19 protein-coding genes and 6 tRNA genes are annotated in these 26,451 nt (G+C 60.6%); 20 read left to right on the forward strand and 5 right to left on the reverse strand.

Annotated elements, in window-relative coordinates:
- Positions 1-64: 64 nt before the first annotated feature.
- The 7 genes from mutY to AC22G1_RS17220 all read left to right on the forward strand — a co-directional run bounded on the left by mutY (position 65) and on the right by AC22G1_RS17220 (position 4,085).
- A complete protein-coding gene (mutY, locus tag AC22G1_RS17190; protein WP_487314450.1) occupies positions 65-1,105 on the forward strand; it encodes an A/G-specific adenine glycosylase in 1,041 nt (346 codons plus the stop codon).
- Complete coding sequence (locus AC22G1_RS17195) at positions 1,102-1,374, forward strand: oxidative damage protection protein (RefSeq protein WP_487314451.1); 273 nt, start codon at positions 1,102-1,104, stop codon at positions 1,372-1,374. Before mutY ends, AC22G1_RS17195 begins: the two co-directional genes overlap by 4 nt.
- Before the next feature lie 98 nt (positions 1,375-1,472).
- Positions 1,473-1,548 (forward strand) — tRNA-Phe (locus tag AC22G1_RS17200).
- Positions 1,549-1,633: 85 nt separating this feature from the next.
- Positions 1,634-1,709: transfer RNA gene (locus tag AC22G1_RS17205), tRNA-Thr, on the forward strand.
- Positions 1,710-1,719: 10 nt separating this feature from the next.
- A tRNA-Phe gene (locus AC22G1_RS17210) sits at positions 1,720-1,795 on the forward strand.
- Between the two features lie 386 nt (positions 1,796-2,181).
- A complete protein-coding gene (locus AC22G1_RS17215; protein WP_487314452.1) occupies positions 2,182-2,679 on the forward strand; it encodes a PH domain-containing protein in 498 nt (165 codons plus the stop codon).
- Positions 2,676-4,085: a PH domain-containing protein gene (locus AC22G1_RS17220; RefSeq protein ID WP_487314453.1), complete on the forward strand. Its 1,410-nt coding sequence runs from the start codon at positions 2,676-2,678 to the stop codon at positions 4,083-4,085. The genes AC22G1_RS17215 and AC22G1_RS17220 overlap by 4 nt, the downstream gene beginning before the upstream one ends.
- Here the strand turns inward: AC22G1_RS17220 and AC22G1_RS17225 are convergent.
- Genes AC22G1_RS17225 through AC22G1_RS17235 form a run of 3 tightly spaced genes read right to left on the reverse strand, consistent with a single transcriptional unit; the run spans position 4,082 to position 6,681 of the window.
- A complete protein-coding gene (locus tag AC22G1_RS17225) occupies positions 4,082-4,567 on the reverse strand; it encodes a prolyl-tRNA synthetase associated domain-containing protein (RefSeq protein WP_487314454.1) in 486 nt (161 codons plus the stop codon). The two genes, AC22G1_RS17220 and AC22G1_RS17225, sit on opposite strands and share 4 nt — an antisense overlap.
- 48 nt (positions 4,568-4,615) lie before the next feature.
- Positions 4,616-5,374, reverse strand: coding sequence for a slipin family protein (locus tag AC22G1_RS17230; RefSeq protein WP_487314455.1), 759 nt, complete (start codon positions 5,372-5,374; stop codon positions 4,616-4,618).
- Complete coding sequence (locus AC22G1_RS17235) at positions 5,371-6,681, reverse strand: NfeD family protein (protein WP_487314456.1); 1,311 nt, start codon at positions 6,679-6,681, stop codon at positions 5,371-5,373. Before AC22G1_RS17235 ends, AC22G1_RS17230 begins: the two co-directional genes overlap by 4 nt.
- Positions 6,682-6,815: 134 nt before the next feature.
- On the opposite strand from AC22G1_RS17235, the gene AC22G1_RS17240 reads away from it, so the two are divergent.
- The 7 genes from AC22G1_RS17240 (at position 6,816) to AC22G1_RS17270 (ending at position 17,697) form a co-directional block, all read left to right on the forward strand.
- Positions 6,816-7,832 (forward strand): LacI family DNA-binding transcriptional regulator, encoded by a 1,017-nt coding sequence (locus AC22G1_RS17240; protein WP_487314457.1) that lies wholly within the window; start codon positions 6,816-6,818, stop codon positions 7,830-7,832.
- A gap of 200 nt (positions 7,833-8,032) precedes the next feature.
- On the forward strand, positions 8,033-10,762 hold the full coding sequence (locus AC22G1_RS17245; protein WP_487314458.1) for a TonB-dependent receptor: 2,730 nt from the start codon (positions 8,033-8,035) through the stop codon (positions 10,760-10,762).
- 46 nt (positions 10,763-10,808) lie between these two features.
- Complete coding sequence (locus tag AC22G1_RS17250) at positions 10,809-13,220, forward strand: family 20 glycosylhydrolase (RefSeq protein WP_487314459.1); 2,412 nt, start codon at positions 10,809-10,811, stop codon at positions 13,218-13,220.
- A 92-nt stretch (positions 13,221-13,312) separates the two neighbouring features.
- On the forward strand, positions 13,313-14,212 hold the full coding sequence (locus AC22G1_RS17255; RefSeq protein ID WP_487314460.1) for a glucosamine kinase nucleotide-binding domain-containing protein: 900 nt from the start codon (positions 13,313-13,315) through the stop codon (positions 14,210-14,212).
- Positions 14,209-15,204: a glucosamine-6-phosphate deaminase NagB-II gene (gene nagB-II, locus AC22G1_RS17260; protein ID WP_487314461.1), complete on the forward strand. Its 996-nt coding sequence runs from the start codon at positions 14,209-14,211 to the stop codon at positions 15,202-15,204. The genes AC22G1_RS17255 and nagB-II overlap by 4 nt, the downstream gene beginning before the upstream one ends.
- A complete protein-coding gene (gene nagA, locus AC22G1_RS17265) occupies positions 15,204-16,334 on the forward strand; it encodes an N-acetylglucosamine-6-phosphate deacetylase (protein ID WP_487314462.1) in 1,131 nt (376 codons plus the stop codon). Before nagB-II ends, nagA begins: the two co-directional genes overlap by 1 nt.
- A gap of 52 nt (positions 16,335-16,386) precedes the next feature.
- The gene (locus AC22G1_RS17270; RefSeq protein ID WP_487314463.1) at positions 16,387-17,697 is read left to right on the forward strand and encodes a sugar MFS transporter; all 1,311 of its coding nucleotides are present in this window, start codon (positions 16,387-16,389) and stop codon (positions 17,695-17,697) included.
- Between the two features lie 40 nt (positions 17,698-17,737).
- On the opposite strand, the gene AC22G1_RS17275 is transcribed toward AC22G1_RS17270, so the two are convergent.
- Entirely contained in the window at positions 17,738-20,116 is a 2,379-nt protein-coding gene (locus AC22G1_RS17275) for a putative bifunctional diguanylate cyclase/phosphodiesterase (RefSeq protein ID WP_487314464.1), read from the reverse strand.
- 77 nt (positions 20,117-20,193) lie between these two features.
- Here AC22G1_RS17275 and AC22G1_RS17280 point away from each other — a divergent pair, with 77 nt between their 5' ends.
- The 5 genes from AC22G1_RS17280 (at position 20,194) to AC22G1_RS17300 (ending at position 22,033) form a co-directional block, all read left to right on the forward strand.
- Positions 20,194-21,219, forward strand: a complete 1,026-nt coding sequence (locus AC22G1_RS17280) for a methyltransferase (RefSeq protein ID WP_487314465.1) — start codon at positions 20,194-20,196, stop codon at positions 21,217-21,219.
- Between the two features lie 48 nt (positions 21,220-21,267).
- Positions 21,268-21,353 (forward strand) — tRNA-Leu (locus tag AC22G1_RS17285).
- Between the two features lie 165 nt (positions 21,354-21,518).
- Positions 21,519-21,604: transfer RNA gene (locus tag AC22G1_RS17290), tRNA-Leu, on the forward strand.
- 72 nt (positions 21,605-21,676) lie between these two features.
- A tRNA-Leu gene (locus AC22G1_RS17295) sits at positions 21,677-21,762 on the forward strand.
- 52 nt (positions 21,763-21,814) lie between these two features.
- Complete coding sequence (locus AC22G1_RS17300; RefSeq protein WP_050659160.1) at positions 21,815-22,033, forward strand: DUF1289 domain-containing protein; 219 nt, start codon at positions 21,815-21,817, stop codon at positions 22,031-22,033.
- Here AC22G1_RS17300 and AC22G1_RS17305 read toward each other — a convergent pair.
- Positions 22,030-23,412 carry a PhoH family protein gene (locus tag AC22G1_RS17305; RefSeq protein WP_487314466.1) on the reverse strand — a complete coding sequence of 461 codons (1,383 nt, stop codon included), beginning with the start codon at positions 23,410-23,412 and terminating at the stop codon, positions 22,030-22,032. The two genes, AC22G1_RS17300 and AC22G1_RS17305, sit on opposite strands and share 4 nt — an antisense overlap.
- 166 nt (positions 23,413-23,578) lie before the next feature.
- Between AC22G1_RS17305 and rapA the strand changes: the two genes are divergently transcribed.
- Positions 23,579-26,449 carry an RNA polymerase-associated protein RapA gene (gene rapA, locus AC22G1_RS17310; protein WP_487314467.1) on the forward strand — a complete coding sequence of 957 codons (2,871 nt, stop codon included), beginning with the start codon at positions 23,579-23,581 and terminating at the stop codon, positions 26,447-26,449.
- The last annotated feature ends 2 nt before the right edge of the window (positions 26,450-26,451 follow it).

Consider the following 26,451-nt stretch of genomic DNA (forward strand, 5'->3'; position numbering starts at 1 on the left):
TCCTGTGTTTTGGGGCGGGCATTATCGCTACAATACCGGCCTATTTCCAGACAGAAGATTGCTCATGACCTTTGCTGAGCGGGTGGTCAACTGGTACCACCAACACGGCCGCAAAACCCTGCCCTGGCAGCAGCACAAGACCCCTTATAAGGTCTGGGTCTCCGAGATCATGCTGCAACAAACCCAGGTTGCCACCGTTATCCCCTATTTTGAGCGCTTTATGGCGCGTTTTCCCGATGTGGTGGCCCTGGCCGATGCCCCTCAGGACGAAGTGCTGCACCATTGGACCGGCCTTGGTTACTACGCCAGGGCCCGTAACCTGCATAAAGCCGCCCAGCATATTCGCGACCAACATGGCGGCACGTTCCCAGAGCGCATCGAAGAGGTAGAAGCCCTGCCTGGCGTTGGCCGCTCCACCGCTGGCGCCGTGCTGTCGCTCTCATTGGGGCAAGACCACGCCATTTTGGACGGTAACGTCAAACGGGTGCTGGCCCGCCACCAGCGGGTAGAAGGCTGGCCCGGCAACAAGAAGGTGCACGATAAGCTGTGGGATATCACCGAAGCGCTCACCCCCAGCAAGGACGTCACCGCCTATAACCAGGCGATGATGGACTTGGGCGCCATGATCTGCACCCGTTCACGGCCCAAGTGCGAGCTGTGCCCGGTAGCCGAAGACTGCGGCGCTTTTATTGTCGGGCGCCAAAGCGACTACCCCGGTAAAAAGCCCAAGAAGACCCTGCCGGTGCGCAGTGCCACCTTCTTGCTGCTAAAAAAAGGCGGGGAAGTATTACTGCAACAACGGCCGCCATCGGGCCTGTGGGGCGGCCTCTACTGCCCGCCAGAGGTGCCACAAGCACAGATTGGCGATTGGCTGGATAGCCGCCAACTGGTGGCCAACCGCCAGCAGCAACTGGCGCCCTTTCGCCATACCTTCAGCCACTTCCACCTGGACATCACCCCCATAGTGCTGGATGTCGAACCTTTACCCGGCATCATGGAAGCCGGCCAGGGGCTTTGGTATAACTTGGCCCAGCCACCGGCCGTGGGCCTGGCCGCTCCCACCAGCAAGCTTTTGACCCTATTGAAAAACGAGGACAGCCAATGAGCCGCACCGTATTTTGCGCCCATCTGAAACAAGACGCCGAAGGCCTGGATTTCCAACTCTACCCAGGGGATTTGGGCAAGCGCATTTTTGACAACATCTCCAAGGAAGCCTGGGCGGCCTGGCAGAAAAAACAAACCATGCTGATCAACGAAAAGAAGCTGAACATGATGGACCCGGAGCACCGCAAGTTCCTGGAAGGGGCCATGACCGACTTTCTTTTCGAGGGTAAAGACCCGCAAATCGAGGGTTACACCCCACCCAAAGCCTGATTTTGCTCAGGCTTTGAGCAAACAGTCTGGAGGGCGCCGAAAAGCCCCTTCAGACTGGTTGACTTGCCCCCCGAAGATCTATTTAATTAGCGCCCGTTGCCTCGATAGCTCAGTTGGTAGAGCAGCGGATTGAAAATCCGCGTGTCGCTGGTTCGATTCCGGCTCGAGGCACCACGAATTGCAAGAAAGATAAGGTTATAGGCCTTGTCTCTGGTCAGAAAATTACGATAAATTGCTGACCTTCAAGCCAGTTTTGGTTGCCGGCTTAGCTCAGTTGGTAGAGCAACTGACTTGTAATCAGTAGGTCGCGGGTTCGACTCCTGCAGCCGGCACCACTTAAAATTTGCCTCGATAGCTCAGTTGGTAGAGCAGCGGATTGAAAATCCGCGTGTCGCTGGTTCGATTCCGGCTCGAGGCACCATCTTAGAAACCCAGCTTCGGCTGGGTTTTCTTTTTTGCCGTCATCGAACAAGTTAGATTGCCAGGCCCTTCCCTGGACCTGGCCCTACGGGCCATCACCTGTGATGTCCCAAAATGCTCCCGGCATTTTGGTCCGGCTCGAGGCACCATAAAAAGAAAGCCCTGGTCGCAAGACCGGGGCTTTTTGTTATCCGCGCCACAGTGTCGCTGACCTCGGCGGCCCCATTCGATTCCGGCTCAAGACACCATCTTAGAAACCCAGCTTCGGCTGGGTTTTCTTTTTTGGCCCTCGCTCAGGCTTGGCCGACAAACCCCCTTACATTCTGCCCCCTTGCCAAAGCCTTGCCCTTTGCGACAATCAGGCCATGTCAAAGGAAGGATGCTTGCATGTATCACAACCATGTTGTCGAGACCCTGCCCCAAGCCCGCCAACTGCCCTGGCAACAGGTCGCGCCGCGCTACCCCGCCATGGAGGGTTACCGGATGCTGCTTATTGCGCTGGCCGTACTGGTGGTAGCCGCCGCAGCGCCGCTGCTAGCAGGGGATGGCGCCATGGCGCTGCTCACCCTGCCGCTGGCGCTGTTAGTAGTGGTACTGGTGGGCTGGCACCGAGTGGAACTTGCCAAGCGTTTTCGGTATGTGGTGCGTGAACAAGACATCCACAGCGCCGAAGGCATCTTCTGGCAAAAGCACACGGCCTTAAGTTACAGCCGCATCCAGCATATCGCCATCGAGCAGGGCCCCTGGGAGCGCCGCTTTGGGCTGGCCAGGCTGCGGCTCTTTTCAGCCGGGTCGTCGTCGGCAGAGCTTGAATTGCCGGGGCTTGAAGAGGCCCAGGCCCAGCAGCTGCGCCAGTGGCTGCTGGAGAGGATAGGCCCGCAATGACCCATTGGCAGCGGCTCTCTCCCTGGGGTGTGTTTTTCTTCTTGATGATGCAACTTGGCGCCTGGGCCAGGGCAGTGCCAGCGATGTTTGCTGCCGGAGTTTATGGTGGTGGCGCCAATTGGAGCCGGGTCACCCTGGCAGTGCTCATCCTGGCGCCGCTCGCCATGATGGGCAGCGCCCTGGTGAGCTGGTGGCGGTTTTTCTATTTGGTTAAACCTGGGCGCCTGGAGATCCGCCAGGGGCTGCTGTTTACCAAACACCTTGAGATCCCGGCCCAGCGGGTGCAGAACATCGAGATAAGCCAGCCCTTTTACTACCTGCCCCTGAGGCTTTACAACCTGACCATTGAAACCGCCGGGGCCAGCGGCCAAGAGGCCAAACTGGCGGCCCTCACCGAGCAGCAGGCCAACGCCATCAAGGCCGCCTTGCTGGGCGAGACTCCAGCGCAGGCTGCCAGCCTTGATGCGCCGCCGCTGTTAACCCGTAGCACCGGCGATTTACTGATTTACGGCTTTTGCCACAACCACCTGACCTGGCTGCTGGTTTTACTGGCCCCCTTCTATGACAACCTTGGCAAATGGCTTGGCAATCTGCTGAGTACCGAGGTGCTGCACCTTGGCTGGCGCCTTTACCTGCTGGGCTTTGTGATGCTGGCACTGATATTAACGGTGCTGTCCATGGCGGCGGCCTGGCTCATCTATGCGCCCTACCGCCTGGAGCAGCAAGACCAGCGCCTAGTGCAAAGCGGCGGCATCATCACCCACCGGCAACTGGCCATGAAACGCCGCCGCCTGCAGTGGCTGGTAGCCAGCCAAAGCCTGCTTGACCGGCTCTTTGGCCGCTGGGTGTTGACCTTCTACCCGGTAAAAGACGGCAAAGCCGCTAAAGACCCAGGCAAAAGCCAAAAGCTGCTGGCCCCGGCCCTGCGCCCAGGGGAGTTGGCGCCGCTTTTGGCCCTGGGCGGCGCCAAGGCGCTGCCCCAGGCGCCCTACAGCCGCCCCTCGCCTTTTTATCTTCGCCGCCTGCTGCTTTGGAGCAGCCTGCCACTACTGGTCGCCACCCTTTCCCTTTGGCATGAATTTGGCGCCCTGGCGAGCCTGCTGTGGCCCCTGGCCTGGCTGGCCATCACCATGCATTGGCTGGGCTGCGGTTGGCAGGTCAACGGCAACCGGCTTTGGGTGCGCCGGGGGCTGGTTAATGTCAGGCAATATCTGTTGAAACCGGCCAAGGTGCAGCGGGTGACCCTCAGCCAAAGCCCAGGCCAGCGCAGAAGGCACCTGGCGAGCCTGACCATCAGTACCGGCGCTGGCAATCTCAATTTGCCCTGGCTGGCGCTGGATGAGGCCTGTTACCTGCGTGACTGGCTGCTAGCCCAGGCGCAGCAGCAAGCCGATGACTGGCTTTAATCGCCGCTGGGCACCTCGATGATGGCTGGCACCACCCCAAGGTGGGCGCAAAAGCGCTCGACGTCACTTTTGGCCAGCACCCAGGTGCGGGTGGATACCAGCGGGTGGCACTGAAAGTCCCCGCCCTGCCAAAGCGTTTGGTCAATCCACAGCATTACTTGGCGCTCGCTGTCGTTGATAAGGGCCAGCAGTGACACGGCGCCTGGCTTTACTCCCAGATATTTTTGCAGCCGCTCGGCAGAGGCAAAACCGAGGCGCGACAAACCGCTGGCCGCCGAGAGCGCTTTAAGATCCACCTTTTTGCTGGCCGGCACCAACAACAGCACATGCCGGCGGCCATAGTTGTCTCGCAAAAAGAGGTTTTTGATGCGCTGCCCTGGCCGCTTCACGCCTAAGCGTTCTGCCGCTTGGCTGTCGTTTAATGGCGGGTGCTCAAAGGCCTGGTAGCGGATGCCAAGGGCGTTTAGCAAGGCGTGTGGCACAGAGACTCTCCGGCAAAAAGGCCAGCCTAACCGGCCTTGGCGGCCGGCTCAATTTTTGGCAAAGCGACTAAAGGCCTCCATCAGCTCCATGGGCAGCGGGAAGATGATGGTGGAGTTGTGCTCGCCGGAGATCTCGGTGAGGGTTTGCAGGTAACGAAGCTGGATAGCTTGGGGCTGCTTGGAGAGGATCTCGGCGGCTTCTTGCAGTTTTTTCGCCGCCTCCAGCTCGCCGTTGGCGTGGATAACCTTAGCCCTTCTTACCCGCTCAGCCTCGGCCTGGCGGGCAATGGCGCGCACCATGGACTCGTCCAGGTCCACGTGTTTTATCTCCACATTGCTGACCTTAATGCCCCAGGCGTCGGTGCTGGCATCGAGAATGCGTTGCAAGTCGGTGTTGAGGGTTTCTCGCTCGGCCAGCATTTCGTCCAGTTCGTGCTGCCCCAGCACCGAGCGCAGCGTGGTTTGGGCCAGCTGGCTGGTGGCTTCAAGATAGTTCTCGACGTTGATGATGGCCTTTTGCGGGTCCACCACCCGAAAGTAAATCACCGCATTGACCTTGATGGAGACGTTATCGCGAGAGATCACGTCCTGGGTGGGCACGTCCATGGTCAGGGTGCGAAGGTCGACTCTTACCACCTGCTGCACAAAGGGCACCACGATGATAAGCCCCGGGCCTTTGACCTTGTAAAAGCGCCCCAGCAGGAAGATAACGCCGCGCTGATACTCGCGCAGCACCCTGAACATGCTCGATAGCAGCAGCACCAGAAAGATAAACAGAATAAGGGGGAACAGGCTGGCGGGGATCATGGGGATACCTCCGGTTGGGCTTTGACGTCCAGCACCAGGCCGTGAACGCCGGTAATAACCACACTCTGCCCCCGGGCCAGGGGCTCTTCGCAACGCGCATTCCAGATCTCGCCCTGCACGCTGACGGTAAGCGCATCAGGGCGGTTATCCAGCACCAGGGCCGGGCAGCCCACAAGCTTACCAACCCCCGACACCACCGGCTGGCGGCGCTGGCGCACCAGCATCCTCGCCACCACTACCAAAAACAGCACCGAGGTCACGCTGCTGGCGGCCACCAGCGGCCAGGCCACCTGGTAGGCCTGGTCGGGGCTTTCAAACAGCAACACCGAGCCAACCGAGAACGCCACCAGGCCGCCGGCTCCTAAAATGCCGAAACTGGGCATCATCGCCTCGGCGGTCAACAGCGCTATCCCCACCAGCAGCAGCGCCAGGCCGGCATAGCTGATAGGAAGCATCTGAAAGGCCAGCAGCGCCAGCATCAGGCTGATAACGCCAATGGTGCCGGAGACTCCAAAGCCGGGGCTGTAAAACTCGAGCAGCAGGCCGTAGATGCCAATCAGCATCAGGATGTAAGCGATGTTGGGGTCGGTAATGGCGATGATGAATTTCTGGCGCCAGTCCGGCGCCCGGCTCACCGCAACAATGCCTTGGGTCGCGAGGGTCACGCTGCCAGAGGCAGTGTCGACCCGGCGGCCGTCAAGCTTTGCCAAGAGCGCCGCTTCGTCCTTGGCAAGAATTTCTATCACCCCTTGGTCCAGCGCCTGGCTGGCGGTCAGGGTGGCGGCATCTTTAACCGCCGCCTCGGCCCACTCGGCATTGCGCCCCCGCTGCTCGGCCAGGGCCCGGATATCGGCAATGGCGTCGTTCATCTGTTTGCGGGCCAGGGTCTTTTGGTTCTCGCTTGGCTCTTTTTGCTCGCCGCCGCTCCCCGTTAGCTGAATGGGGCTGGCTGCCCCCAGATGGGTGGCCGGGGCCATGGCGGCCACATGGCTGGCATAAAGCATGAAAGTGCCGGCCGACGCGGCCCTTGCCCCCTGGGGCGCCACATAAATCACCACCGGCACAGCACTTGCCAGGATGGCTTGGTTGATATCGTGAGTGGAAGAAGAAAGGCCGCCAGGGGTGTCGAGGGTTAATAGCAGCAGCACAGGTTTTGGGTTGGCGCTGGCAGCGTCTGTTATCTCGGTTTTAAGGTATTCAGCCACGCCGGGCCCGATGGCGCCTTTGACACCGAGCTGCCAGTAAACCCCCTGGGCCAGGAGTGGGCAGCAGCACAACAACAGGGCCCAAAGCAGCGCTTTTACCATGAGTGGTTGGCCGGTGATGCAGTCTTTAAAGCGTAGGCCCTGTCGGCCAGCCCTGCCGCAACCCTCGCCGGTGGTTGAGACTTGGGCCCCCTTGGTGTTAACTGTTAGCTTCCTTGACCTAAGCCTTCAACGCCTTGAAATCAGCCACTATTAACGACGTCGCCCGCCTTGCCGGGGTGTCCATCAAAACCGTGTCACGGGTGATCAACCGCGAGCCCAATGTGCGGGAAGAAACCACGGCCAAAGTCATGGCGGCGGTCCAGGAGCTCGATTACCAACCCAACCAGGCGGCGCGCAGTCTGGCCGGTTTCAAGTCGTTCAACATCGGCTACCTGTACGACAACCCCAACGCCTATTACGTCATCGACATGCAGCGCGGCCTGCTCACCGCCTGCCGCGAGCACGGTTACGAGCTGCTTATTCACCCTTGTGACGCCTTTACCGACAACATCGTCGAGGAAGTGTTGGCCACGGTGAAAAAGGCGCGGCTGGCCGGAGTGGTACTGACCCCGCCGCTCTCGGAGATCCCAGAGGTGGTGCAGTGCCTTCAGGAAAAGCAGATCCCCTTTGTGCGGGTGCTGTCAGGCTCACAGGCGCCAGACAACCTGAGCCCCTGCGTGATGGTGGATGACCGCGGCGCCGCCTTCGAGATAACCCAGCACCTGCTGGCCATGGGCCACCGGCGACTGGCGTTCTTTTGCGGCGACACCGAGCACCACTCCACCGCCGAGCGCCAGGCCGGTTTTGAAGCGGCCCTTGCCAAACACCGAGTGGATGCCAACCAGGCAACCATTCTGCCCGGCAGTTATGCCTTTGATTCGGGCGTCAAAAATGCCCGCCAGGTGCTGGCCCTTGCCGAGCGCCCCAGCGCAATCATTGCCGCCAACGACGAAATTGCGGCTGGCGCGCTCTTTGCCTGCCGCCTCGAAGGAGTGCGGGTGCCCGAAGACATGGCCATTGCCGGCTTTGAAGACTCGCCCTTTTCTCGCCAAACCTGGCCACCGTTAACAACTGCCCAACAGCCCAATGCCGAAATCGCCCGCCAGGCCGCTACCCTGCTACTGGCCGACATCCGCGGCGACAAACGCAATAACCAATTGATTTTCTGCCCAAAACTGCTCGAACGAGACTCCACGTCCGCCGCCCGTTGAGGCGGCCCTACCGGCAAAGAGATGGGATCAATGTCATCTTTTTGCAAAAAAGCCTTTGCATGGATTTCACATCGTCGTTAGCGTGAAACTCGATTGACAGCGTTGTCATGTCAACGGTAATGACAACGCTGTCATACCCATAACAGAGCTCCAGCAGTAAGGAGCCAAATGCAGAAAACAAGACATCAGGATAAAACGTCATGGAAACTCGCAAACTGAGCTCGTGCGCTCTGGCCGTGAGGGTAGCTCTGGTACTGGGTGGGGCATTGAGCCTGCCGGCCCTGGCCGCTGACCCCGCGCCGCAGCCCGCCGCCAAAGCAACTGCCAGCAAGGACACCAGCGACATCGAGCGCATTGAAGTCACCGGCATCCGTGCCAGCATGAAGGCCTCCGTCAACACCAAACGGTTCAGCAACTCGGTGGTGGATGCCATTACCTCTGAAGACATCGGCAAGTTCCCCGATAAAAACGTGGCCGAGTCGCTGTCACGGATCACCGGCGTATCGGTGACCCGCGACTTCGGTGAAGGGGAAAAAATCGCGGTGCGCGGTACCGATCCGTCGCAAAACCGGACCCTGCTCAACGGCTCGGCGGTGGCTTCGGCAGACTGGTTTGTGCTGGACAACCCCTCCCGCGCCTTTAACTTCACCCTGCTGCCGTCCAACCTTATTTCCTCTCTTGAGGTGTACAAAAGCCCCCAAGCCGACATTCAGGAAGGCTCTTTGGGTGGCACCGTCTACCTCAAGACCTTCAAGCCGATGCAGCTCGATGCCAACACCCTCAAACTGAGCGCCGAAGAGCAGTATTCGGACAACTCGGAAAAGTGGGACCCGCAGCTGTCCGGTCTTTATTCTTGGAAGAACGACGACGAGACCTTCGGTTTTTTAATCTCCCTGACCCGTCAAGACCGCACCTTGGTGCGTGAAGGCCAGGAAGCGCTGGGTTTTGTCCATGATAAAAACGGCACTGAAGAGGACCAAAGTGACGACTTCTGGCGCCCACGGGTGTTGGGTGATGCTTACTTCTACCAAAAGCGCGAACGTAAGACCGGCTTTGCCGCCATCCAATGGCGCCCCGCCGAGCGTTGGGATATGAACCTCAATATCCTCAACACCAAGCTCGACGCCAATAACACCAACCACAACCTCTACACCTTCCTGGACCAGAACTTCAATCAGGCTGATGCCCAATTCTCGGGTAACCATGTGGTCGCCGGCAGTGCCGACAACGCCATTTCTCAGCTTTATGTGATTGACCGTATCTCCTACTCCAAGAGTAAGGCCTACGACTTTGAAGGCAGCTATGATGCCGATGTCTTCAAGGTCACCATGAAGGCTGGCTTTACCGAGGCAGAAGGTGGCACCAGCCGTGACCGCCACTACCAGTTCTCACGGACCATGGACCACGTCACCTTCGACGGCCTTAACCACACCGACTATGTGGATGCTTCCAACACCGAAAGCCGCGACCAGTTGCTGGCCCGCCCCTTCGACTGGATGCAGGAAGGCGCCCGCACCATGAAGGACGAAGAGCGCTACGGCGGCTTTGACTTCGAACTGCCGGTAAGCCACGGCATCTTCACCGACTTCAAGGCCGGTGTTTATTATCGTGACCACGATAAGAGCCAGCGCCAGACCGGCACTCGCTTCCACTGGTATAAAGACGACCAGCTAAATGGCGCCTGGGGCGACGTGTTGCCGGGGCAAACCAACTGGGCTTCAGGTGTGCTGGGTCAATACAACCTGAGCGACTTTATCGGTGGCGACTCCACCGCCAACTACCCGCTGCTCGACACCGGCAAAGCGGCCGCCATTGCCTACCCGGCCGCGGCCTTTGCCAGCCCCACCGCCACCTTCCTGTTCCTGGCCGACACCTGGAAAGTGAACGAGAAGATTTACTCGGCCTACACCAAAGGCAACTTCCAGGGTGAAGGGTTCCGGGGTGACGTGGGCGTGCGCTTTGTGAAAACCGAAGTGCGCTCCAGCGGTTATCTCTGGGATGGCGACTCCACCGCCGCCGCCATCAGCCTGCTGGATGGTTACAGCCTGCTGGCCGATGCTGTCGACCCCAGTGCCGATGGTGAGTGGAACGTACGCCAAGCAACTGCCAAGCACAGCTATGACGACATCCTGCCCAACCTGAACTTGGTCTTTGACTTGACCGACGACACCTTACTGCGCTTTAGCGCCGCCCGGGTGATGTCGCGCCCCGACTACGTGGATATCGCCTATCACGAGTCCCTGAACATCCCCACCCGTAGCGGCCAACGCGGCAACCCGAACCTCGACCCAACCCGCGCCAACCAATACGACATCGCCTACGAATGGTACTTCAACGATACCGGCATGCTGACCGGCACCTTCTTCTACAAGGATATCGAAGGCCTGGTGCAGTATCAGAATATCGACACTCAAGCTTATGACGAGCAGGCCGGCGAGAATGTGGTGGTCAACGTCACCCAGCCCATCAACGGCTCGGGCAGCGAAGTCAAAGGGGTGGAGCTGTCTTACCAGCAGGAGTTTGGTAACTTCGGTATTCTGGCCAACTACACCTATACCGATGCCGACGCCAAGGAAGAGCGCGATCCCTTCAACAAACCCGGCTCCGGCCTGACTCTTGGTACCTCCAAGCACATGGCCAACCTGACCGGTTATTACGAGAACGACTGGCTCAGCGCCCGCCTGGCGTACAACTACCGTACCCATTATTACGACGGTATCAGTGAGTACGGCTCCGAGGTCTTTACCGACAACTATGGTCAGCTCGACGGCCGTATCGGCATCAAGGTGATGGAAAACCTGGAGCTGACTGCCGAAGCGGTCAACATCACCGATGAAGACATCGAGCAGTACCACATCGACAAATCCGCACCGTCCAAGAAGTACAGTAACGGCCGCCGTTTTTACGTGGGCCTGAACTACAGCTTCTAAACCAAGCCGGCCCGGGCTTGCCCGGGCCTCTTTAGCGAGTAGCCCGATGAAACTGACCGCATTACCCCTGCTCCTGGCGCCTTTTATGGCCAGCGCTCTTACCCAGCCACAACTGGACAAGATGGCAGCCGGTTTAGAGGTGCAATACCAGGTGCTGGCACAAAGTGGCGCCAAGGCCTGCGCCAAGGACATGGGCGATGGCCACTGCTTTAAAGCGCGGCTGACCCTGACGCTGCCGTTTGACGAGCCAGACACCCATTGGCAGCTTTACCTGGGGTTGGTTAACCCGGTGCAATCTTTTACCAGTGACAGCCTGGCCATTCGCCATCTCAATGGCGACCTGCACCAGATCACCCCCAAGGTCCCCTTTGAAAAGGGCCATCCCCTGCATATCGACTGGTACGCGAATTTTTGGCAACTGAGCTATGGCGACAGCCTGCCCAACTTCTACCTGGCCGCCCCCGGGTTGAAACCGGCGCTGCTGGCCGCCACCCGCTCGGTGCCAGGCGCCGTGTTGCCTCATCAGGAGATGCCCTTTATCAAAGGCGAGCTGCCCCACAAACGCACCCTGGATGACGACACCCCGGTCGCAGACGCCAATTGGTATTACGGCCGCTACCCCGAGCCGGTACCAGCGCCCGAAATCGCCCTGTTGCCAAACGCCGCCAAGGTGGTTGCCAAAGGCGGGCGTATCAAGGCCCATGGCTTTGCCCTGGATGCAAAGCTGGCGGCTCTGACCGGTTTGCCAGCAAGCCCCGATGGCCTTGCCGTTACCACCCGCCTTGAACCCGCCCTTGGCAGCGAAGCCTATGTGCTGGATATCGATAACAGCGGCGTGACCCTGGCAGCAGGCGATGAAGCAGGGCGCTTTTACAGCCTTGAGACCCTAAGCCAGCTCTTTGACGGCGCCAGCCTGCCGGCGGTGCATATCGAGGATGCGCCCCGCTACGGCTTTCGCGGCCTGCATCTCGACCTTGCCCGTAACTTCCTCGGTAAGGCCTTCGTGCTGCAACTGATAGAGGAAATGGCAGCCCTTAAACTCAACAAGCTGCACCTGCATCTTGCCGACGACGAAGGCTGGCGCCTGGCCATACCGGGCTTGCCTGAGCTGACGACCGTGGCCAGCAAGCGCTGCCACGACCTTAGCGAGCGCCACTGCCTGCTGCCGATGCTGGGCGCAGGGCCGGTCAGCACCAGCCGCGACGGCTTTTTGAGCGTGGCCGACTATCAGGACATCCTCAAAGCCGCCAAGGCTCGCCAAATTGAGGTCATCCCGTCGCTGGACATGCCGGGGCACAGCCGCGCCGCCATCAAGGCCATGGAGGCCCGCTTCCAGGCCACAGGCGACAGCCAGTATCGGCTGGTGGAGCCGGCCGATAGCACCCGTTACCAGTCGGTGCAGTATTACAACGACAACACCCTCAACCCTTGCCTTGCCTCCACCTACGCCTTTACCGGCAAGGTGTTCAGCGCCCTTAAAGCCATTCACCAGCAAGCCGGTGTGCCGCTCAAGCGCTACCATATCGGCGCCGACGAGACCGCCGGCGCCTGGGCCGACTCCCCAGCCTGCCGGCAGCTTATAAAAGCGGGTAAGGTGGCCGATACCGGCCAGTTGCTGCCCTACTTTTTGGAAAAGGTAACGGCCCAGCTCGATAGCCTGGGAATTGAAGCGGCGGCCTGGAGCGATGGCTTGGAAAAAGTGGCCCGCGAGCACCTGCCAGCCCATGTGCAGGCTAATGTCTGGACGCCTCTTTACTGGGGCGGCGAGAAGGTGGCCCACGAGATGGCCAACGCCGGCTTTGACGTGGTGTACTCTTTCCCCGAGCTCACCTATTTCGATTTCCCGGCAGCGCCGGACCCAGAGGAACCCGGTTACTACTGGGGCACCCGCTACCTCGATGCTGCCAAACTCTATGCATTTATGCCTGATAAGCTGGCCGCCAATGCCAGCCAGTTCAAGGACCGCCAGCAGCATCCCTACCAGGCCGACCACTGGCCTTTGGACAAGCCGCAAAACATCAAGGGCATCCAAGCCCAGCTCTGGAGCGAAACGGTGCGAAGCCCCGCCCAAGCCTGGTACCGGTTGCTGCCAAGGCTTGCCATCATGGCCGACAAGGCCTGGCACAAGGCGCCCTGGGAGGCATTGGAAGGTGAAGCAAGGCAGCAAGGGGAAGCCGCAGGGTACGCCCAGTTATCGGCCACCATCTCCCGCCACTGGCTGGCCCGCTGGGACAAAAAAGCGCTGCCCTATCGCATCGGGCCGGTGGGGGCCGAAAAGAGAGGCAATACCTACAGGTTAAGGGCCGCCCTGCCCGGTCTGACCATCCAGGTCAAACCCAAGGGGCAAGATAACTGGCAGAGCTGGCAACCGGGCATGGCGCTGAGCGCCCCCTTTGCCGCCAGGGCTTTGACCAACACCGGCAGAGCGGGCCGGGCCATTTGGGTAAACCCGCAATGACCCTTTTGATTAGCAACGCTTTTTAAGGGCCTGATGGCCCACAGAACACAGACCCCTTTTGGGACGCCATCGGCGAGTGGATGAGGTTTTAAATGACGTCTTTTGGCAACGAGCCACTATTTCTGGGTATCGACGGCGGCGGCAGCAAGTGCCGGGCCGTGTTGTACCGCAAGGACAGCGGCATTATCGGTGAGGGCCTGGCGGGCCCGGCCAACCCGGTACAGGGCCTGGAGCGGGCCCAGGATGCGGTACTGGCCTGCGCCAGCGCCGCCTTGAGCGACGCCGGCCTGTCTCAGTCGCAACTGGGCCATTTGATTGTCGGTGCGGGCCTGGCCGGGGTTAACGCTCCCCGCACCCGCGCGGCCATGCTGTCTTGGCAGCATCCCTTTGCCCAGTTCTATCTCACCACCGATCTGCACATTGCCAGCCTCGGCGCCCACGACGGCACCGATGGCGCGGTGATCATCACCGGCACCGGCTCCAGCGGTTTCGCCCAATGCGCCGGGCAGCAACGCTTTTTGGGTGGCCACGGCTTTCCCCTTGGCGACAAAGCCGGCGGCGCCTGGCTGGGGCTTGCTGCCGTGCAAGCGGCGCTGCTGGCCCTGGACAACCTCGGCCCCGCCACCTCCCTGAGCCAAGCGGTTCTGGCCAAGACCCACAGCCAAGACAGCACCGCCCTGATGGACCAATTTTGCGGCCAACCCTCGGCTCCTTATGGCCAGTTGGCGGCCCTGGTTTTTGATGAAGCCGCCAAAGGCGATGCCGTGGCCAAGGCCATTGTCGCCGACGGCGCCGGTTACCTGAGCAACATGGTGCTGCAACTGACCGAACTTGGCCCCATCAAGGTGGCCTTTATCGGCGGCCTGGGCGGCATCTGGCAGCCCTGGTTGTCAGACGCGGCCAAGGCCCGCATTACCCCGGCCCTGCAGGGCCCCGAAGTGGGCGCGGTGATCTACGCCCAGCAGCGTTACACAGGAGAACACGCCGCATGACCACCCTGATGGCCGCCGAAGCGCGGGAAAGCGCCCAGCGCATTGCCGAACAACTGAGCCACAACCAGACCCTGGCCACCATGCTTGGCGAGCGGATCCGCAAGCTCAAACCCCAGTTGGTGATGATGGTGGGCCGGGGGTCTTCAGACCATGCTGGGGTCTTTGCCAAGTACCTGATTGAAATAGAAACCGGCGTACCGGTAGCGGCTTCGGCGCCGTCGGTAACCAGCGTTTACGGCCGCACCTTGCAGCTTGCCGGCGCCCTGGTACTGGTGATTTCCCAAAGCGGCCGCAGCCCCGACATCCTGGCCCAAGCCGAAGCAGCCAAGGCAGCCGGCGCCTTTGTGGTGGCCCTGGTTAACGACGAAAGCTCGCCCCTGGCGGAGCTGGCCGATGCGGTGCTGCCCCTCAAAGCCGGCCCGGAAAAGGCGGTGGCCGCCACCAAAAGCTACCTCACCACGCTGTCGGCCATCGCCCAACTGGTGGCGGCCTGGACCAAAAATAAAGACCTAGAAGCGGCCCTTGCCAAGCTGCCTCAAGTCTTGGACAGGGTGTGCAAGGAGCCGGCGCAACTGCACAAAGACAGCCTGGGCGGTGTTGGCCACGGCATCGTGCTGGGCCGGGGGCTCGGTTACGCCATCAGCCGGGAAGTGGCGCTCAAACTCAAGGAAGTGTGCGGCATCCAGGCCGAGGCCTTTTCCAGCGCCGAGTTCCTCCACGGCCCGGTGACCCTCGCCTCCAAACCGCTGACGGTGATCGATTTACATATCGACGACGAGTCCGCCGCCAACCACAGCAGCCAGATAGCCGACGTGAAAAACCGCGGCGCGCACATCCTGCCGATGCGGGTGTTGGCAAGCGACGTGCACCCGCGCCTCGCCCCCCTTTGCTTGCTGCAACGCTTTTACCTGGATATCGCCGAGATTGCGGTGGCCATGGGTCTCAACCCCGACGCCCCGGCCGGCCTTAACAAAGTCACGAGGACCCTCTGATGGCCAGCCAGCACTATCTGGCCAGGCGGCTTTTTGACGGCTGGCATTGGCACGAGAACCGCACCATCAGCGTTGAAGATGGCGTTATCACAGGGTTTTCCCTGGTGGACGACAGCGCCGCCACGGTGCTGGAGGGCACCTTGGTGCCCGGCTTTATCGATGTGCAGGTCAATGGCGGTGGCGGCGTGCTCTTTAACCAAACCCCGACCCTTGCCTGCCTGGACGCCATGGTGGCGGCCCACGCCCGCTTTGGCACCACCGCCATGTTGCCCACCCTCATCACTGACGATATCCACAAGATGGCCCAGGCGGCAGATGCGGTGGCCGAAGCCCTTGCCCACCAGCGCCCCGGCATCATCGGTATCCACTTTGAAGGCCCGCACCTTTCGCTGCCGAAAAAGGGTATCCACAAGGCCCAGCATATTCGCCGCCTAAGTAGCGCCGAAATGGCCCTTTATTGCCGCACCGACCTGGGAGTACGGCTGGTGACGGTGGCCCCGGAAAACCTGCACCCGGACGATATCTGCGCCCTGGTGGCCGCCGGGGTCAAGGTATGCCTTGGCCATTCGGACGCCGATTTTGACCTGGTGCAGCAAGCCCTCGCTGCCGGCGCCAGCGGTTTTACCCACCTTTTTAACGCCATGTCGCAGCTAGGCTCGCGCCAGCCGGGCATGGTGGGTGCGGCCCTGACCGGCAATGGGGTGTGCGGCATCATCCTTGACGGCCACCATCTGCACCCGGCCTGCGCCCGCTTGGCCTACCTCGCCAAAGGCGCCCAGGGGCTGATGCTGGTTACCGACGCCATGGCCGCTGTGGGCAGCAGCGCCAGCGAATTTGCGTATTTCGACGACACCCTTTATCGCCAGGGCGACCGCCTCACCGACAAGGACGGCCGGCTGGCTGGCTCGGCGCTGGACATGGCAAGCGCGGTGCGTAACGCCATGGCCCAGATGCATATCGCCCAAGACCAGGCCCTGGCCATGGCCAGCCGCACCCCGGCGCAGTTTCTTGGCCTTGCCGACAGGGGCCTTCTAGAGCCCGGCAAGCAAGCCGACATGGTGCTCCTGGATGACCAAGGCCAGGTCAGCGCCAGTTGGATGGCCGGCAAGCAGGCCTGGCCCCAGCCCTGAGCCCGGATTTTTACGCAGCAGCACATCAAGGAAGCAACCGATGGAAACAACAATGAGTGCATCAGAACAACAACGCAGCAGCCTGATGCCGATGGCAATCATTGGCACTCTGTTTTTTATCTTCGGCTTTATCACCTGGCTTAACGGCGCGTTGATCCCTTTTTTGCAGATCGTCTGCGATCTGAGCAGTACCCAGTCGCTGTTTGTAGCCTTCTCCTTCTACATCGCCTACACGGTGATGGCCCTGCCCATGGCCTGGCTGCTGGAACGCACCGGTTATAAAAAGGGCATGAGCTTGGGGCTGGCTTTTATCGCCATCGGCTGCCTGGGCTTTATTCCCGCCGCCCTGGAGCAGACCTTCGCCATCTTTTTGCTATCGCAGTTTGTGGTGGGCACGGGTTTGACCATATTGCAGACCGCCTCCAACCCCTACATCGTGCACATAGGCCCGCAGCAAAGTGCGGCGGCGCGGATCTCGGTGATGGGGCTCTTGAACAAAGGGGCCGGGGTGGCAGCGCCCTTGATCTTCACCGCCCTGGTGCTGGGGGATTTTGAAGGCATTACCGCCAAAACCGTGGCCGAGATGGCCCCGGCCGCCCGTATCGAGCATATCCAGGCCCTGTCCCATGGCTTGATAGCGCCCTACCTGGGCATGGCCATTGCCCTGGCGGTACTGGCGGTGGCACTGAAGTTCTCGCCGCTGCCGGAGCTGCAAATCGAATCGTCCCAGGAAGAGTTGAAAAATCAGGGTGAAAAAAGCTCGGTATTGCAGTTCCCGCAGCTGGTGCTGGGAGCCATTACCCTCTTTTTCTACGTGGGGGTTGAGGTGATCGCCGGCGATACCATCGGCCTGCTGGGCTCCAAGCTGGGGATGGCCAATGCCACCTCCCTGACCTCCTTTACCATGGCCTTTATGGTGATGGGTTACCTGCTGGGGCTGGTACTTATTCCAAGGCTGATAAGCCAGGCCAAGGCGCTGGCCATCTCGGCGGTGCTGGGGCTGTTATTGGCGCTGTCGGTGGTGATGAGTGACCCTGGCCATCAGTGGGTGTCGGCGCTGGTATGGGGCTGGCTTGGCCTGCCGCTGCTGCCCAATACCGTGGCTCTGGTGGCGCTGCTGGGTTTTGCCAATGCCCTGGTGTGGCCGGCGGTCTGGCCCTTGGCCCTGGAAGGCCTGGGGAAATTTACCGCCCGCGGCTCGGCGCTACTGATCATGGGGATTGCTGGTGGCGCCGTGCTGCCGCTGCTGTATGGGGTGCTGTCGGACCTGATGAGTAACCAGAGCGCCTACTTGCTGATGCTGCCCTGTTACCTGTTCATCTTTTACTTTGCGGTGGCGGGCCATAAAAAACGCCGCTGGTAACCCCCTTGCCGCGATGGCGGTAACCTTGTCGTTCTCTCTGTTAGCCCGGTGTTCCCGGGCTTTTTTTATGGCGTATGCGCGGCCATTCCAGCAGGCTGCCGTCCTGGCGGCGGATAAGCTCCTCTTCGCTCATGGGCGGCCCCAGCAGCAGGCCCTGGCCCATGTCGCAGCCCATCAGTTGCAGCCATTGCAGTTGCTGGCCGGTCTCGATGCCCTCGGCCACCACCTTGCCCCCTAACTCGTGCACCAGGGTGATAAGGCTTTTGACGATATGCTCGGTGGCGCCGTCCTTGCCCAGCTCCTGAGTAAAGCTTTTATCCACCTTGACCACATCAAAGGGCAGTTTGTGCAGGTAACTTAGCGACGAGTAACCGGTACCGAAGTCGTCGATGGCAATGTCCACCCCCAGCCGTTTGAGGCTGTGCAGGGAGGTCAGGGCGTTTTGGAAGTGGTCCACCAGGCTGGACTCGGTCACTTCCAGCTCCAGCATGGCGGGGTTGATACTGTGGCGCTTGAGCGCGGCCTCCACAAAGGTGGGCAGGCTGGCATCGAGAAACTGCCGGCAGGCCAGGTTTACCGCCAGCCGGCACTCTTTGCCGTCCCGGGCACGGGCCCGGCTTAGCATCGACAAAGCCTCCTCGATAACCCAGTAGCCCAGCTCGATGATCCGGTCGGTGTTTTCCAGCTGTGGGATGAAGGCCTGGGGCATCACTAGCCCTCGCACCGGGTGGTGCCAGCGGATCAAGGCCTCAAAGCCGGCGGCTGAGCCATCGGCCAGCCAGTACTTGGGCTGCAGGTAGAGCTCAAACTGTTGCAGCTTGAGGGCTTGGTCCAAATCCCGCTCCAACTCCAGGCGGCTTTGCAGGCGGTTTTGCATGGCGTCGTTGAAAAAGCTTTGAGACAGCCCCTTCTCCTTAGCGTGGTGCAGCGCCAAGTCGGCCCGGCGCAGCAGTTCTGGGGCGCTCAGCACTTCGTCTTTGGCCAGCGCTACCCCCAGCACCGCCGCTATCTGGCAGTGCATACCGGCTTTAATCACCGGCGGCTCCAGGTGCCAGTGCAGTTGTTGGAGCAGCAGTTGCAGCCTCTCCTTTTCCCGATAACGCATTAGCACCACGAACTTGTCGCCGCTAAAACGGCCCAGGCCGTGGCAGGCGCCGGCCACTTCCTTGAGGCGATTGGCCACCTCTTTTAGCAGCAGATCGCCTTTGTCATACCCGAGACTGTCGTTGATGGCCTTGAACTGCTGGATGTCCACAAACACCACCGCCAGGGTTTCGCCTTCGGCGTATTCCAGCAGCAGGCTGATTTTTTCTTCCAGGTAATGGCGGTTGGCAAGGCCGGTGAGCTCGTCAAAGCGCAGCCGGTATTCCAGCAGCTCCACCTGGCTTTGCATCTGGCTGTTGATGTGCTGTAAATGGCCGGAGAGCTTGAAGGTGTCTTCGCCCAGTTGGTCCAGCTCATCACGAAACCAACTGGCCAGCGGAGCCTGCACTTTTTGTGGCTCTTCGGCCAGCCAGCCCAGTTGCTGGCGATGCAGCGCCAGGCGCTGCACCAGTAGCCATACCCACCAGGCCAACAGCACACACACCACCAGCACCAGCGGCACCCCGAACCACAAAAGTAGCGCCCCTTGTTGCTGGTAACCGGCTTGGAGGGCGCGCACGTCTTTGGCCACCAACAGGCCGCCGACCGGCATTTGCGCCAATGGTTGCCACCACAGCAGCCATTGGCCGAGCTGGCGCTGGTCGTCAGTGGGTCTTTCCTGGCCAAGGGCCGAGAGCATGGGGGCAAAACCCGGGGTAGTGGCCGATTCGGCAATGCCCATGCCCCAAACCCGGTCGCCGCCGCCCGGGCGCAGCAGCAACAACTCCAGGCCCAGCTCCTGATGCAACCCGTCCAACAGCGGCGCCAGCGGCAACAACAGCCCAAGACGGGTGTCTTTATCCACACTTAAGGTCAGTAACTGCATGCAGCGCTGGCGGCACACCAGGTGGCTACCATCCTGCCCTTGTGGCCACAGGGCGCTGTCACCCAAGGCGACCAGTACCTCCTGATGCTGGCGCAGCACCAACCCTTGCCAATTGCGGCTGCGCTGCAAGGCTGGCCACTGCTGGGCCAGGATAGCGGCCAGCACCACCGGATCGTTGCCGCTGCGCTCAACCCATCCTTCCAGCAGCAGGGCTGCCTCCTGGCGCCGGGCGGCCAGGCGGGCGCTCAATTGCGTGGCGAGGGTACCTTCAACCTGCTGGCGATCGGCATCGAGATAGGCTTGCTCGGCGCTGCGCTGCCACAACCAAAGGCCCAGAAATAGCAGTACTGTTACCGGTACCATCACCAGCAGCAACTTGAGGTAAAGACTGAGAAAGGGGCGGCGGATAGGGGCCACCGGGGCGGGCCTGACACTTGGCACGGTGCTCATGCCTCCCTGGCATGGGGAAATCCGTTTTTGAGTATAGCCGGTGCTATACTGCGCGCCTTGCTTTCACGAGGCCCGTCATGCTTTCCAACATCAGCCAGTTATTGCTGCGCAATCAAGACCATTTTGCCCAGCACAGTCTCCTTGTTTGCCAGTCTCCCCGCGACAACCTGGCCCAGCAGTGGGAAGGTGGCCCCCTTTATACCCACCATACCGATTTCGTTGCCTGGCAGATGGCGGAGCGCGCCCTGGGAGACAAGGCCCTGTTTGCCCCGGCGCCGACCGGCGTCGAGGTGGACCAAGCGCTGCTGGCCATGCCCAAAAGCAAGGACGAAGCACGGATGCTGCTGGCGGCCCTGGCGGCCCTGCTGCCGGTGGGTGGCAAATTGCTGCTGGCCGGCGAGAACAAGTCCGGTATTAAATCGGCGGTGAAGCTGCTGGAGCCTTACGGCGAGCCGCTGAAAATCGACAGCGCCCGCCATTGCAGCCTGTTTGAAGTCGAGCTGACCGAAAAGGCCCCGGCGTTTTACCTGGCCGACTGGCAGCAGACCTTCGAGCTGACCGTTGCCGGTGAAAACCTCAAGGTGGTGAGCCTGCCCGGGGTGTTTAGCCACGGCGAGCTGGACAGCGCCACGGCGCTGCTGCTTGAGGCCCTGCCTCGGGTGAAAAGCGGCCGGTTGCTGGATTTTGGCTGCGGCGCCGGCATCATCGGCAGCTATCTTGCTAAAAAAGCCCCCGACGCCCAGGTGGAAATGCTGGATGTTTCGGCCCTCGCCATCGCCGCCTCCGAGCTAACCCTCAAGGCCAACGGCATCGAGAACGCCAAGGTAACAGCCTCCAATGGCCTGAGCGCTCTGACCGGCCGTTTCCACCAAATCATCACCAACCCGCCCTTTCATACCGGGGTGGGCACCGACTACAGCGCCACCGAGCAGCTGCTGGCCGAGGCCCCCAAACGGCTGGTGCAAGGGGGCGATCTGGTGCTGGTGGCCAACCGCTTCTTGAAGTACGAGCCGCTGCTGGCTGCCGGCTTTAACAACAAGGTGGACACCCTGGCCCAGACCAACAAATTCAAGGTGCTCTACTGCCGCGGTTCGGGCCGTTAAAAAGCCCTTGATCTTTTTGGGTGCATCGCTAGAATGCTCCTCCACAACGCAGATGTGGCGGAATTGGTAGACGCGCTAGCTTCAGGTGTTAGTGACCTCTGGTCGTGGGAGTTCAAGTCTCCCCATCTGCACCACCTTCGAAAAACCCGGCTTAGGCCGGGTTTTTTATTGCCTCAACGACCCATTGCTCAGCTTTCGCGCAAACGGGCGCCAGCCGTTAAAAAAACCGTTGACGGAGCAGTCTGGATGGGTAGAATGCCTCCCCGTGGAAAGCGAAGCTTCCCACCACAATTTGGTGTGCAGATGTGGCGGAATTGGTAGACGCGCTAGCTTCAGGTGTTAGTGACCTCTGGTCGTGGGAGTTCAAGTCTCCCCATCTGCACCAACAGATTTTAAGACCTCGAATCATTCGAGGTTTTTTTAGCCCGGAACAAGGCGTAAAACGGTTCGACAATTTGCAGATGTGGCGGAATTGGTAGACGCGCTAGCTTCAGGTGTTAGTGACCTCTGGTCGTGGGAGTTCAAGTCTCCCCATCTGCACCACCCTCGAAAAGGTCGGCTTTTTAGCCGGCCTTTTTTCGTCTAAGCTGGCGCCATGGAACAGCTTGAATTCTTCGCTATCCCCTCCCCCTGTATCGGGGTCTGCCAGGCAGACAACCGCGGCTATTGCCTGGGCTGCCTGCGCTCGCGGGACGAGCGATTCGGCTGGAACGCCATGAACGACGCCGAAAAACGCAAAGTCATCGAGCTGTGCCAGCAGCGCAAAAAAAGACGGGCCCTCAAGGCCCGCCTGCAACAAGACGACGATCTTTAAAGGTTCTCCTCCGCAAAGGACGCCAACCGGCTCCGTACTACCCCATCCAAATACACATTGGCCGACCCAGGGAAATCCTTGAACCGTTCCACTATGTAAGTGAGGCCCGAGGTCACCGGGCTTAAGTAGTTGGAGTCAATCTGCGCTAGGTTGCCCGAGCAGATCATCTTGGTGCCCTCGCCGCAGCGGGTGAGGATGGTTTTAAGCTGACTGGCGGTGAGGTTCTGGCTCTCGTCAATCAGCACGATGGCGTTCTGGATGGAGCGCCCGCGCATGAAGTTCACCGATTTGAACTGGATATTGGCCTTATCCATGATGTATTGCAGGCTGCCAGACGGGTGCGCGTCGGAACCGTGCAGCACTTCCAGGGTGTCGGTGATGGCCGCCAGCCACGGCAGCATTTTTTCTTCCTCGGTGCCCGGCAAAAAGCCGATACTCTCAGCTATCTCCGGGGTGTTACGGGTCACAATCACCTTGTCGTACTGGCCCCGCTCTATCACCATTTCCAGCGCCGCGGCCATGGCCAGCAGGGTTTTACCGGAGCCGGCCGGGCCGGTGAGCATCACCAAGTCCAAACTCGGGTCCATCAACGCGTGCAGGGCCAGACCCTGGTAGATGTTTTTGGGGGCGATGCCCCAGGCGTGCTGGGCCATCAGCCGGTCATAGCCGAGATCCAGCAGTTTGACTTGCTTGTCGCCGTGTTCCTGCACCCGGCCGACAAACTCGTGGCTGTCGTCGAGGATGTATTCGTTGGTGTAGAGGTTTTCCAGCACCCCGGCGGCAATGGTCTGGATGGTGTCGCGGCCCTGGGTCTGGCTTTCTACTTTGCCTACTTTGTCCCACAGCCGCCCTTCCACTTCCTGGTAGCCCTTGGCCAGGTAGCGGATGTCGTCCACCAGCTGATCGGTGCGGTAGTCTTCCACATGGCGAAGGCCGGCCCCCTTGGCCTTGAGCCGCATGTTGATGTCTTTGGTCACCAGCACCACTTTGGTGGGGGCCTTTTCCTTTTGCAGGTGCAGGGCGGCGTTGATGATCTTGTTGTCTGCCTCCGACCCCGGCACATGGGCCAGTTCGCCTTTGATTTCGTGGTCGGGGTAGATGGAGATGTGGCCGCGGTTGCCTTCCAAGTCTTGGCTTGGCAAGGGCACGCCAGCGGCGATTTCTTCGGGGCTGGTATTTTTAAAAACATCGTCCAGGGCCCGGATCGCGGCGCGGGCATCTCTGGAAATGTCGCTACGTCTGTCCTTGATGTTGTCCAGTTCTTCCAGAACCGTCATCGGGATCAGTACGTCGTGTTCGTCGAAGGAGTAGATGGCAAGGGGTTCGTGCAGCAGGATGTTGGTATCAAGGATGTAGACTTTTCTTTCGTCTGGAGCCATAGCGCTCTCCCTAACTGAACGGCCAAAGAAGGTGCAATCTCACCTCAATCTCACTTTAACCTTAGTTGGCGACAAAAGGGGAGACCAAGATCAAGGCTTATCGCTTTTGCCTAGGCTTTAGGTCTTGGGTAACATACGCCGCCTTCTTCGCCTTCGGAGCTATTTGATGTCACTCGCCCTTGGCCAACGTTTTATTGCCGACGCTGAATCCGAGCTGGGTTTGGGTACCGTGGTTGCCCTGGATAACCGCACCCTTACCGTCCTTTTCCCCGCCAGTGGCGAAACCCGCCTTTACAGTAAAACCGAGGCCCCCATCACCCGGGTCACCTTCCGCGAAGGGGATGCCATCAAGAGCCATGAAGGCTGGACCCTGACCGTCGAGCAGATAGAAGAAGAAAAAGATCTGCTCACCTATATCGGCATCCGCCAGGACACCGGCGAGCAAACCGCCCTGCGCGAAACCTTTATCGACGGCACCATCCAGCTCAACAAACCCCAGGACCGCCTATTTGCCGGCCAACTGGACCGCACCGACTGGTTTACCCTGCGCTACCAGACCCTGGAGCAGATGCACCAGTTGTCGCAAAGCCCGCTGCGTGGCCTGATTGGCGCCCGCATGGACCTTATCCCCCACCAGCTTTATATCGCCGAGGAAGTAGGCAACCGCCAGGCGCCCCGGGTATTGCTGGCCGACGAAGTGGGCCTGGGTAAAACCGTGGAAGCGGGCATGGTTATCCACCAGCAACTGCGCGCCGGTTTTGCCGAGCGGGTGCTGTTGTTGCTGCCTGAAAACCTGATGCACCAGTGGCTGGTGGAAATGCGCCGCCGCTTTAACCTCAACTTCGCCCTCTTTGACGAAAGTCGCCTCGAAGAAGCCGAACACGACGCCGACAACCCCTTCGACACCGCCCAACTGGTGATGGTGAGCCTGGAGCTGATTGCCAAGCGCAAAACCCGTTTTGATCAGCTGCTGGAAGCGGACTGGGACATGCTGGTGGTGGACGAAGCCCATCACCTGGCCTGGGAAGAAGACAAACCCAGCCGCGAGTACCAAGTGGTAGAAGCCCTGGCCGAGAGTATCCCCTCGGTGCTGCTGCTCACCGCCACCCCGGACCAGCTTGGCCACCAGAGCCACTTTGCTCGGCTGCGCCTCTTGGACGGCGAGCGCTTCCACGACTATGAAGCCTTCTGCGAAGAAGAAGCCCAGTACAAGCCCCTGGCTCAGGTGGCCCAGAAGCTGCTGGACAACCAACCTCTCGATGCCGACGACAAAGCCAAGGTGGCCGCCTGGGGCGATGACCTGCTGGCGCTCGCCGACGGCAGCGACGGCGACCGCAAAAAGCTGGTCTCGGCGCTGATTGACCGCCACGGCACAAGCCGGGTGCTGCTGCGTAACACCCGCGCCGCGGTGCAGGGCTTCCCTGGCCGCGAGCTGATCAGCGAGGCCCTGGCCCTGCCCGACGCCTACGCCACCGCCATTCGCGTCGGTAAGATGATGAGCGGCCGCAAAGCCGAAGCCGAGAAGCTCGAAGAGCAGCTCAACCCCGAGCTTATCTACCAGGCCTTTGAAGGCGACGAAGGTAACAGCTGGTGCCAGCACGACCCACGGGTGCAGTGGCTGGTTAAACACCTCAAGCACAACAACAACGAAAAAGTGGTGCTGATTGCCCATACCCGCCGCCAGGTGCAGGCCATCAACGATTACCTGCGGGAAAAACACGGCATCCAGGCCGCGGTGTTCCACGAAGATTTGTCGATCATCGAGCGTGACCGCGCCGCAGTGTTCTTCGCCGACGAAGACGGCGCGCAAATCCTGCTGTGCTCCGAGATTGGCTCTGAAGGGCGTAACTTCCAGTTTGCCCATCAGCTGGTGCTGTTTGACCTGCCCCTGAACCCGGATTTGCTGGAACAGCGCATCGGCCGCCTGGACCGTATCGGCCAGGAGCGGGTAGTGAAGATTTACGTGCCGCACCTGGCAGCCTCTGCCCAGCAAAAGCTGGTGGACTGGTATCACCAGGGCCTGAACGCCTTCGAATCCACCTGCCCGGTGGGCGGCGCCGTGTTTGAGGCCCAGCAGCAAGCCCTGACTGCAGCGCTGTTAAGCGAAGAGGCCGATGCCATGGGCGAGCTGATTAGCGAGGCAGCCGACCGTCGCCAGGCGCTGATGGCGGAAATGGAAGCTGGCCGCGACCGCCTGCTGGAGCTCGCCTCCCAAGGCGCAGGCCGGGGCGACAAGCTGGCCACCGACATCGCGGTGCTGGATTACGATCCAAAGCTCCCTATCTTCCTGACCCAGGTGCTGGACGTGTTCGGTGTCGACCAGGAAGACCTGGACGACTACACCCAGCTGCTGCGCCCCGGTGAGCGCATGCTGACCAGCCTGCCGGGCCTCGACGAAGAAGGAATTCAAACCACCTTCGACCGCGAATATGCCCTGAGCCGCGACAACGTGCAGTTCTTGAGCTGGGATCACCCCCTGGTGCTGGAAGCCATGGATGCGGTGCTGACCGGCGACATGGGCAACGCCTCGGTGGCACTCTTGAAAAATAAGGCGCTGCCGGCCGGCACCACCTTTGTGGAGCTGGTGTTTACCACCCAGCATCAGGCGCCCAAAGAATTGCAGCTGGACCGTTACCTGCCGCTGACGCCGCTGCGCATGCTGCTGGACAAAACCGGTAAAGACCTAGCGCCCAAGGTGCCCTTTGACAACTTCAACCGCCAGTTGACCCCCATCAAGCGCCATACCGCCTCCAAACTGGCGGTGGCCTCCCAGGAGCTTATTCATACCCTCATCCGCCAGGCCGAAGCGGAAGTGGCGCCGCAGCTCGACACCCTGGTGGCCAAGGCCCGGGACGGCATCGCCCAGCATCTGGGTAGCGAGCTGGCACGGCTCAAGGCGCTCAAGGCGGTGAACGACAGCATCCGTGATGACGAAATCACCGCCCTGGAGACCCGCCAGGCCAGCCTGCTCAAGCACATCGGCGATGCCGCCTTGCGCCTGGACATGGTGCGCCTTATCGTGGTGGTGAACGAGTAACC

The organism is Gallaecimonas zhanjiangensis (assembly GCF_057624825.1).

Coding starts and splice junctions, on each gene's coding strand:
- mutY (WP_487314450.1), top strand. CDS start 65: ATGACCTTTGCTGAGCGGGTGGTCAACTGGTACCACCAACACGGCCGC.
- AC22G1_RS17195 (WP_487314451.1), top strand. CDS start 1,102: ATGAGCCGCACCGTATTTTGCGCCCATCTGAAACAAGACGCCGAAGGC.
- AC22G1_RS17215 (WP_487314452.1), top strand. CDS start 2,182: ATGTATCACAACCATGTTGTCGAGACCCTGCCCCAAGCCCGCCAACTG.
- AC22G1_RS17220 (WP_487314453.1), top strand. CDS start 2,676: ATGACCCATTGGCAGCGGCTCTCTCCCTGGGGTGTGTTTTTCTTCTTG.
- AC22G1_RS17230 (WP_487314455.1), bottom strand. CDS start 5,374: ATGATCCCCGCCAGCCTGTTCCCCCTTATTCTGTTTATCTTTCTGGTG.
- AC22G1_RS17235 (WP_487314456.1), bottom strand. CDS start 6,681: ATGGTAAAAGCGCTGCTTTGGGCCCTGTTGTTGTGCTGCTGCCCACTC.
- AC22G1_RS17245 (WP_487314458.1), top strand. CDS start 8,033: ATGGAAACTCGCAAACTGAGCTCGTGCGCTCTGGCCGTGAGGGTAGCT.
- AC22G1_RS17250 (WP_487314459.1), top strand. CDS start 10,809: ATGAAACTGACCGCATTACCCCTGCTCCTGGCGCCTTTTATGGCCAGC.
- AC22G1_RS17255 (WP_487314460.1), top strand. CDS start 13,313: ATGACGTCTTTTGGCAACGAGCCACTATTTCTGGGTATCGACGGCGGC.
- nagB-II (WP_487314461.1), top strand. CDS start 14,209: ATGACCACCCTGATGGCCGCCGAAGCGCGGGAAAGCGCCCAGCGCATT.
- nagA (WP_487314462.1), top strand. CDS start 15,204: ATGGCCAGCCAGCACTATCTGGCCAGGCGGCTTTTTGACGGCTGGCAT.
- AC22G1_RS17270 (WP_487314463.1), top strand. CDS start 16,387: ATGAGTGCATCAGAACAACAACGCAGCAGCCTGATGCCGATGGCAATC.
- AC22G1_RS17275 (WP_487314464.1), bottom strand. CDS start 20,116: ATGAGCACCGTGCCAAGTGTCAGGCCCGCCCCGGTGGCCCCTATCCGC.
- AC22G1_RS17280 (WP_487314465.1), top strand. CDS start 20,194: ATGCTTTCCAACATCAGCCAGTTATTGCTGCGCAATCAAGACCATTTT.
- AC22G1_RS17300 (WP_050659160.1), top strand. CDS start 21,815: ATGGAACAGCTTGAATTCTTCGCTATCCCCTCCCCCTGTATCGGGGTC.
- AC22G1_RS17305 (WP_487314466.1), bottom strand. CDS start 23,412: ATGGCTCCAGACGAAAGAAAAGTCTACATCCTTGATACCAACATCCTG.
- rapA (WP_487314467.1), top strand. CDS start 23,579: ATGTCACTCGCCCTTGGCCAACGTTTTATTGCCGACGCTGAATCCGAG.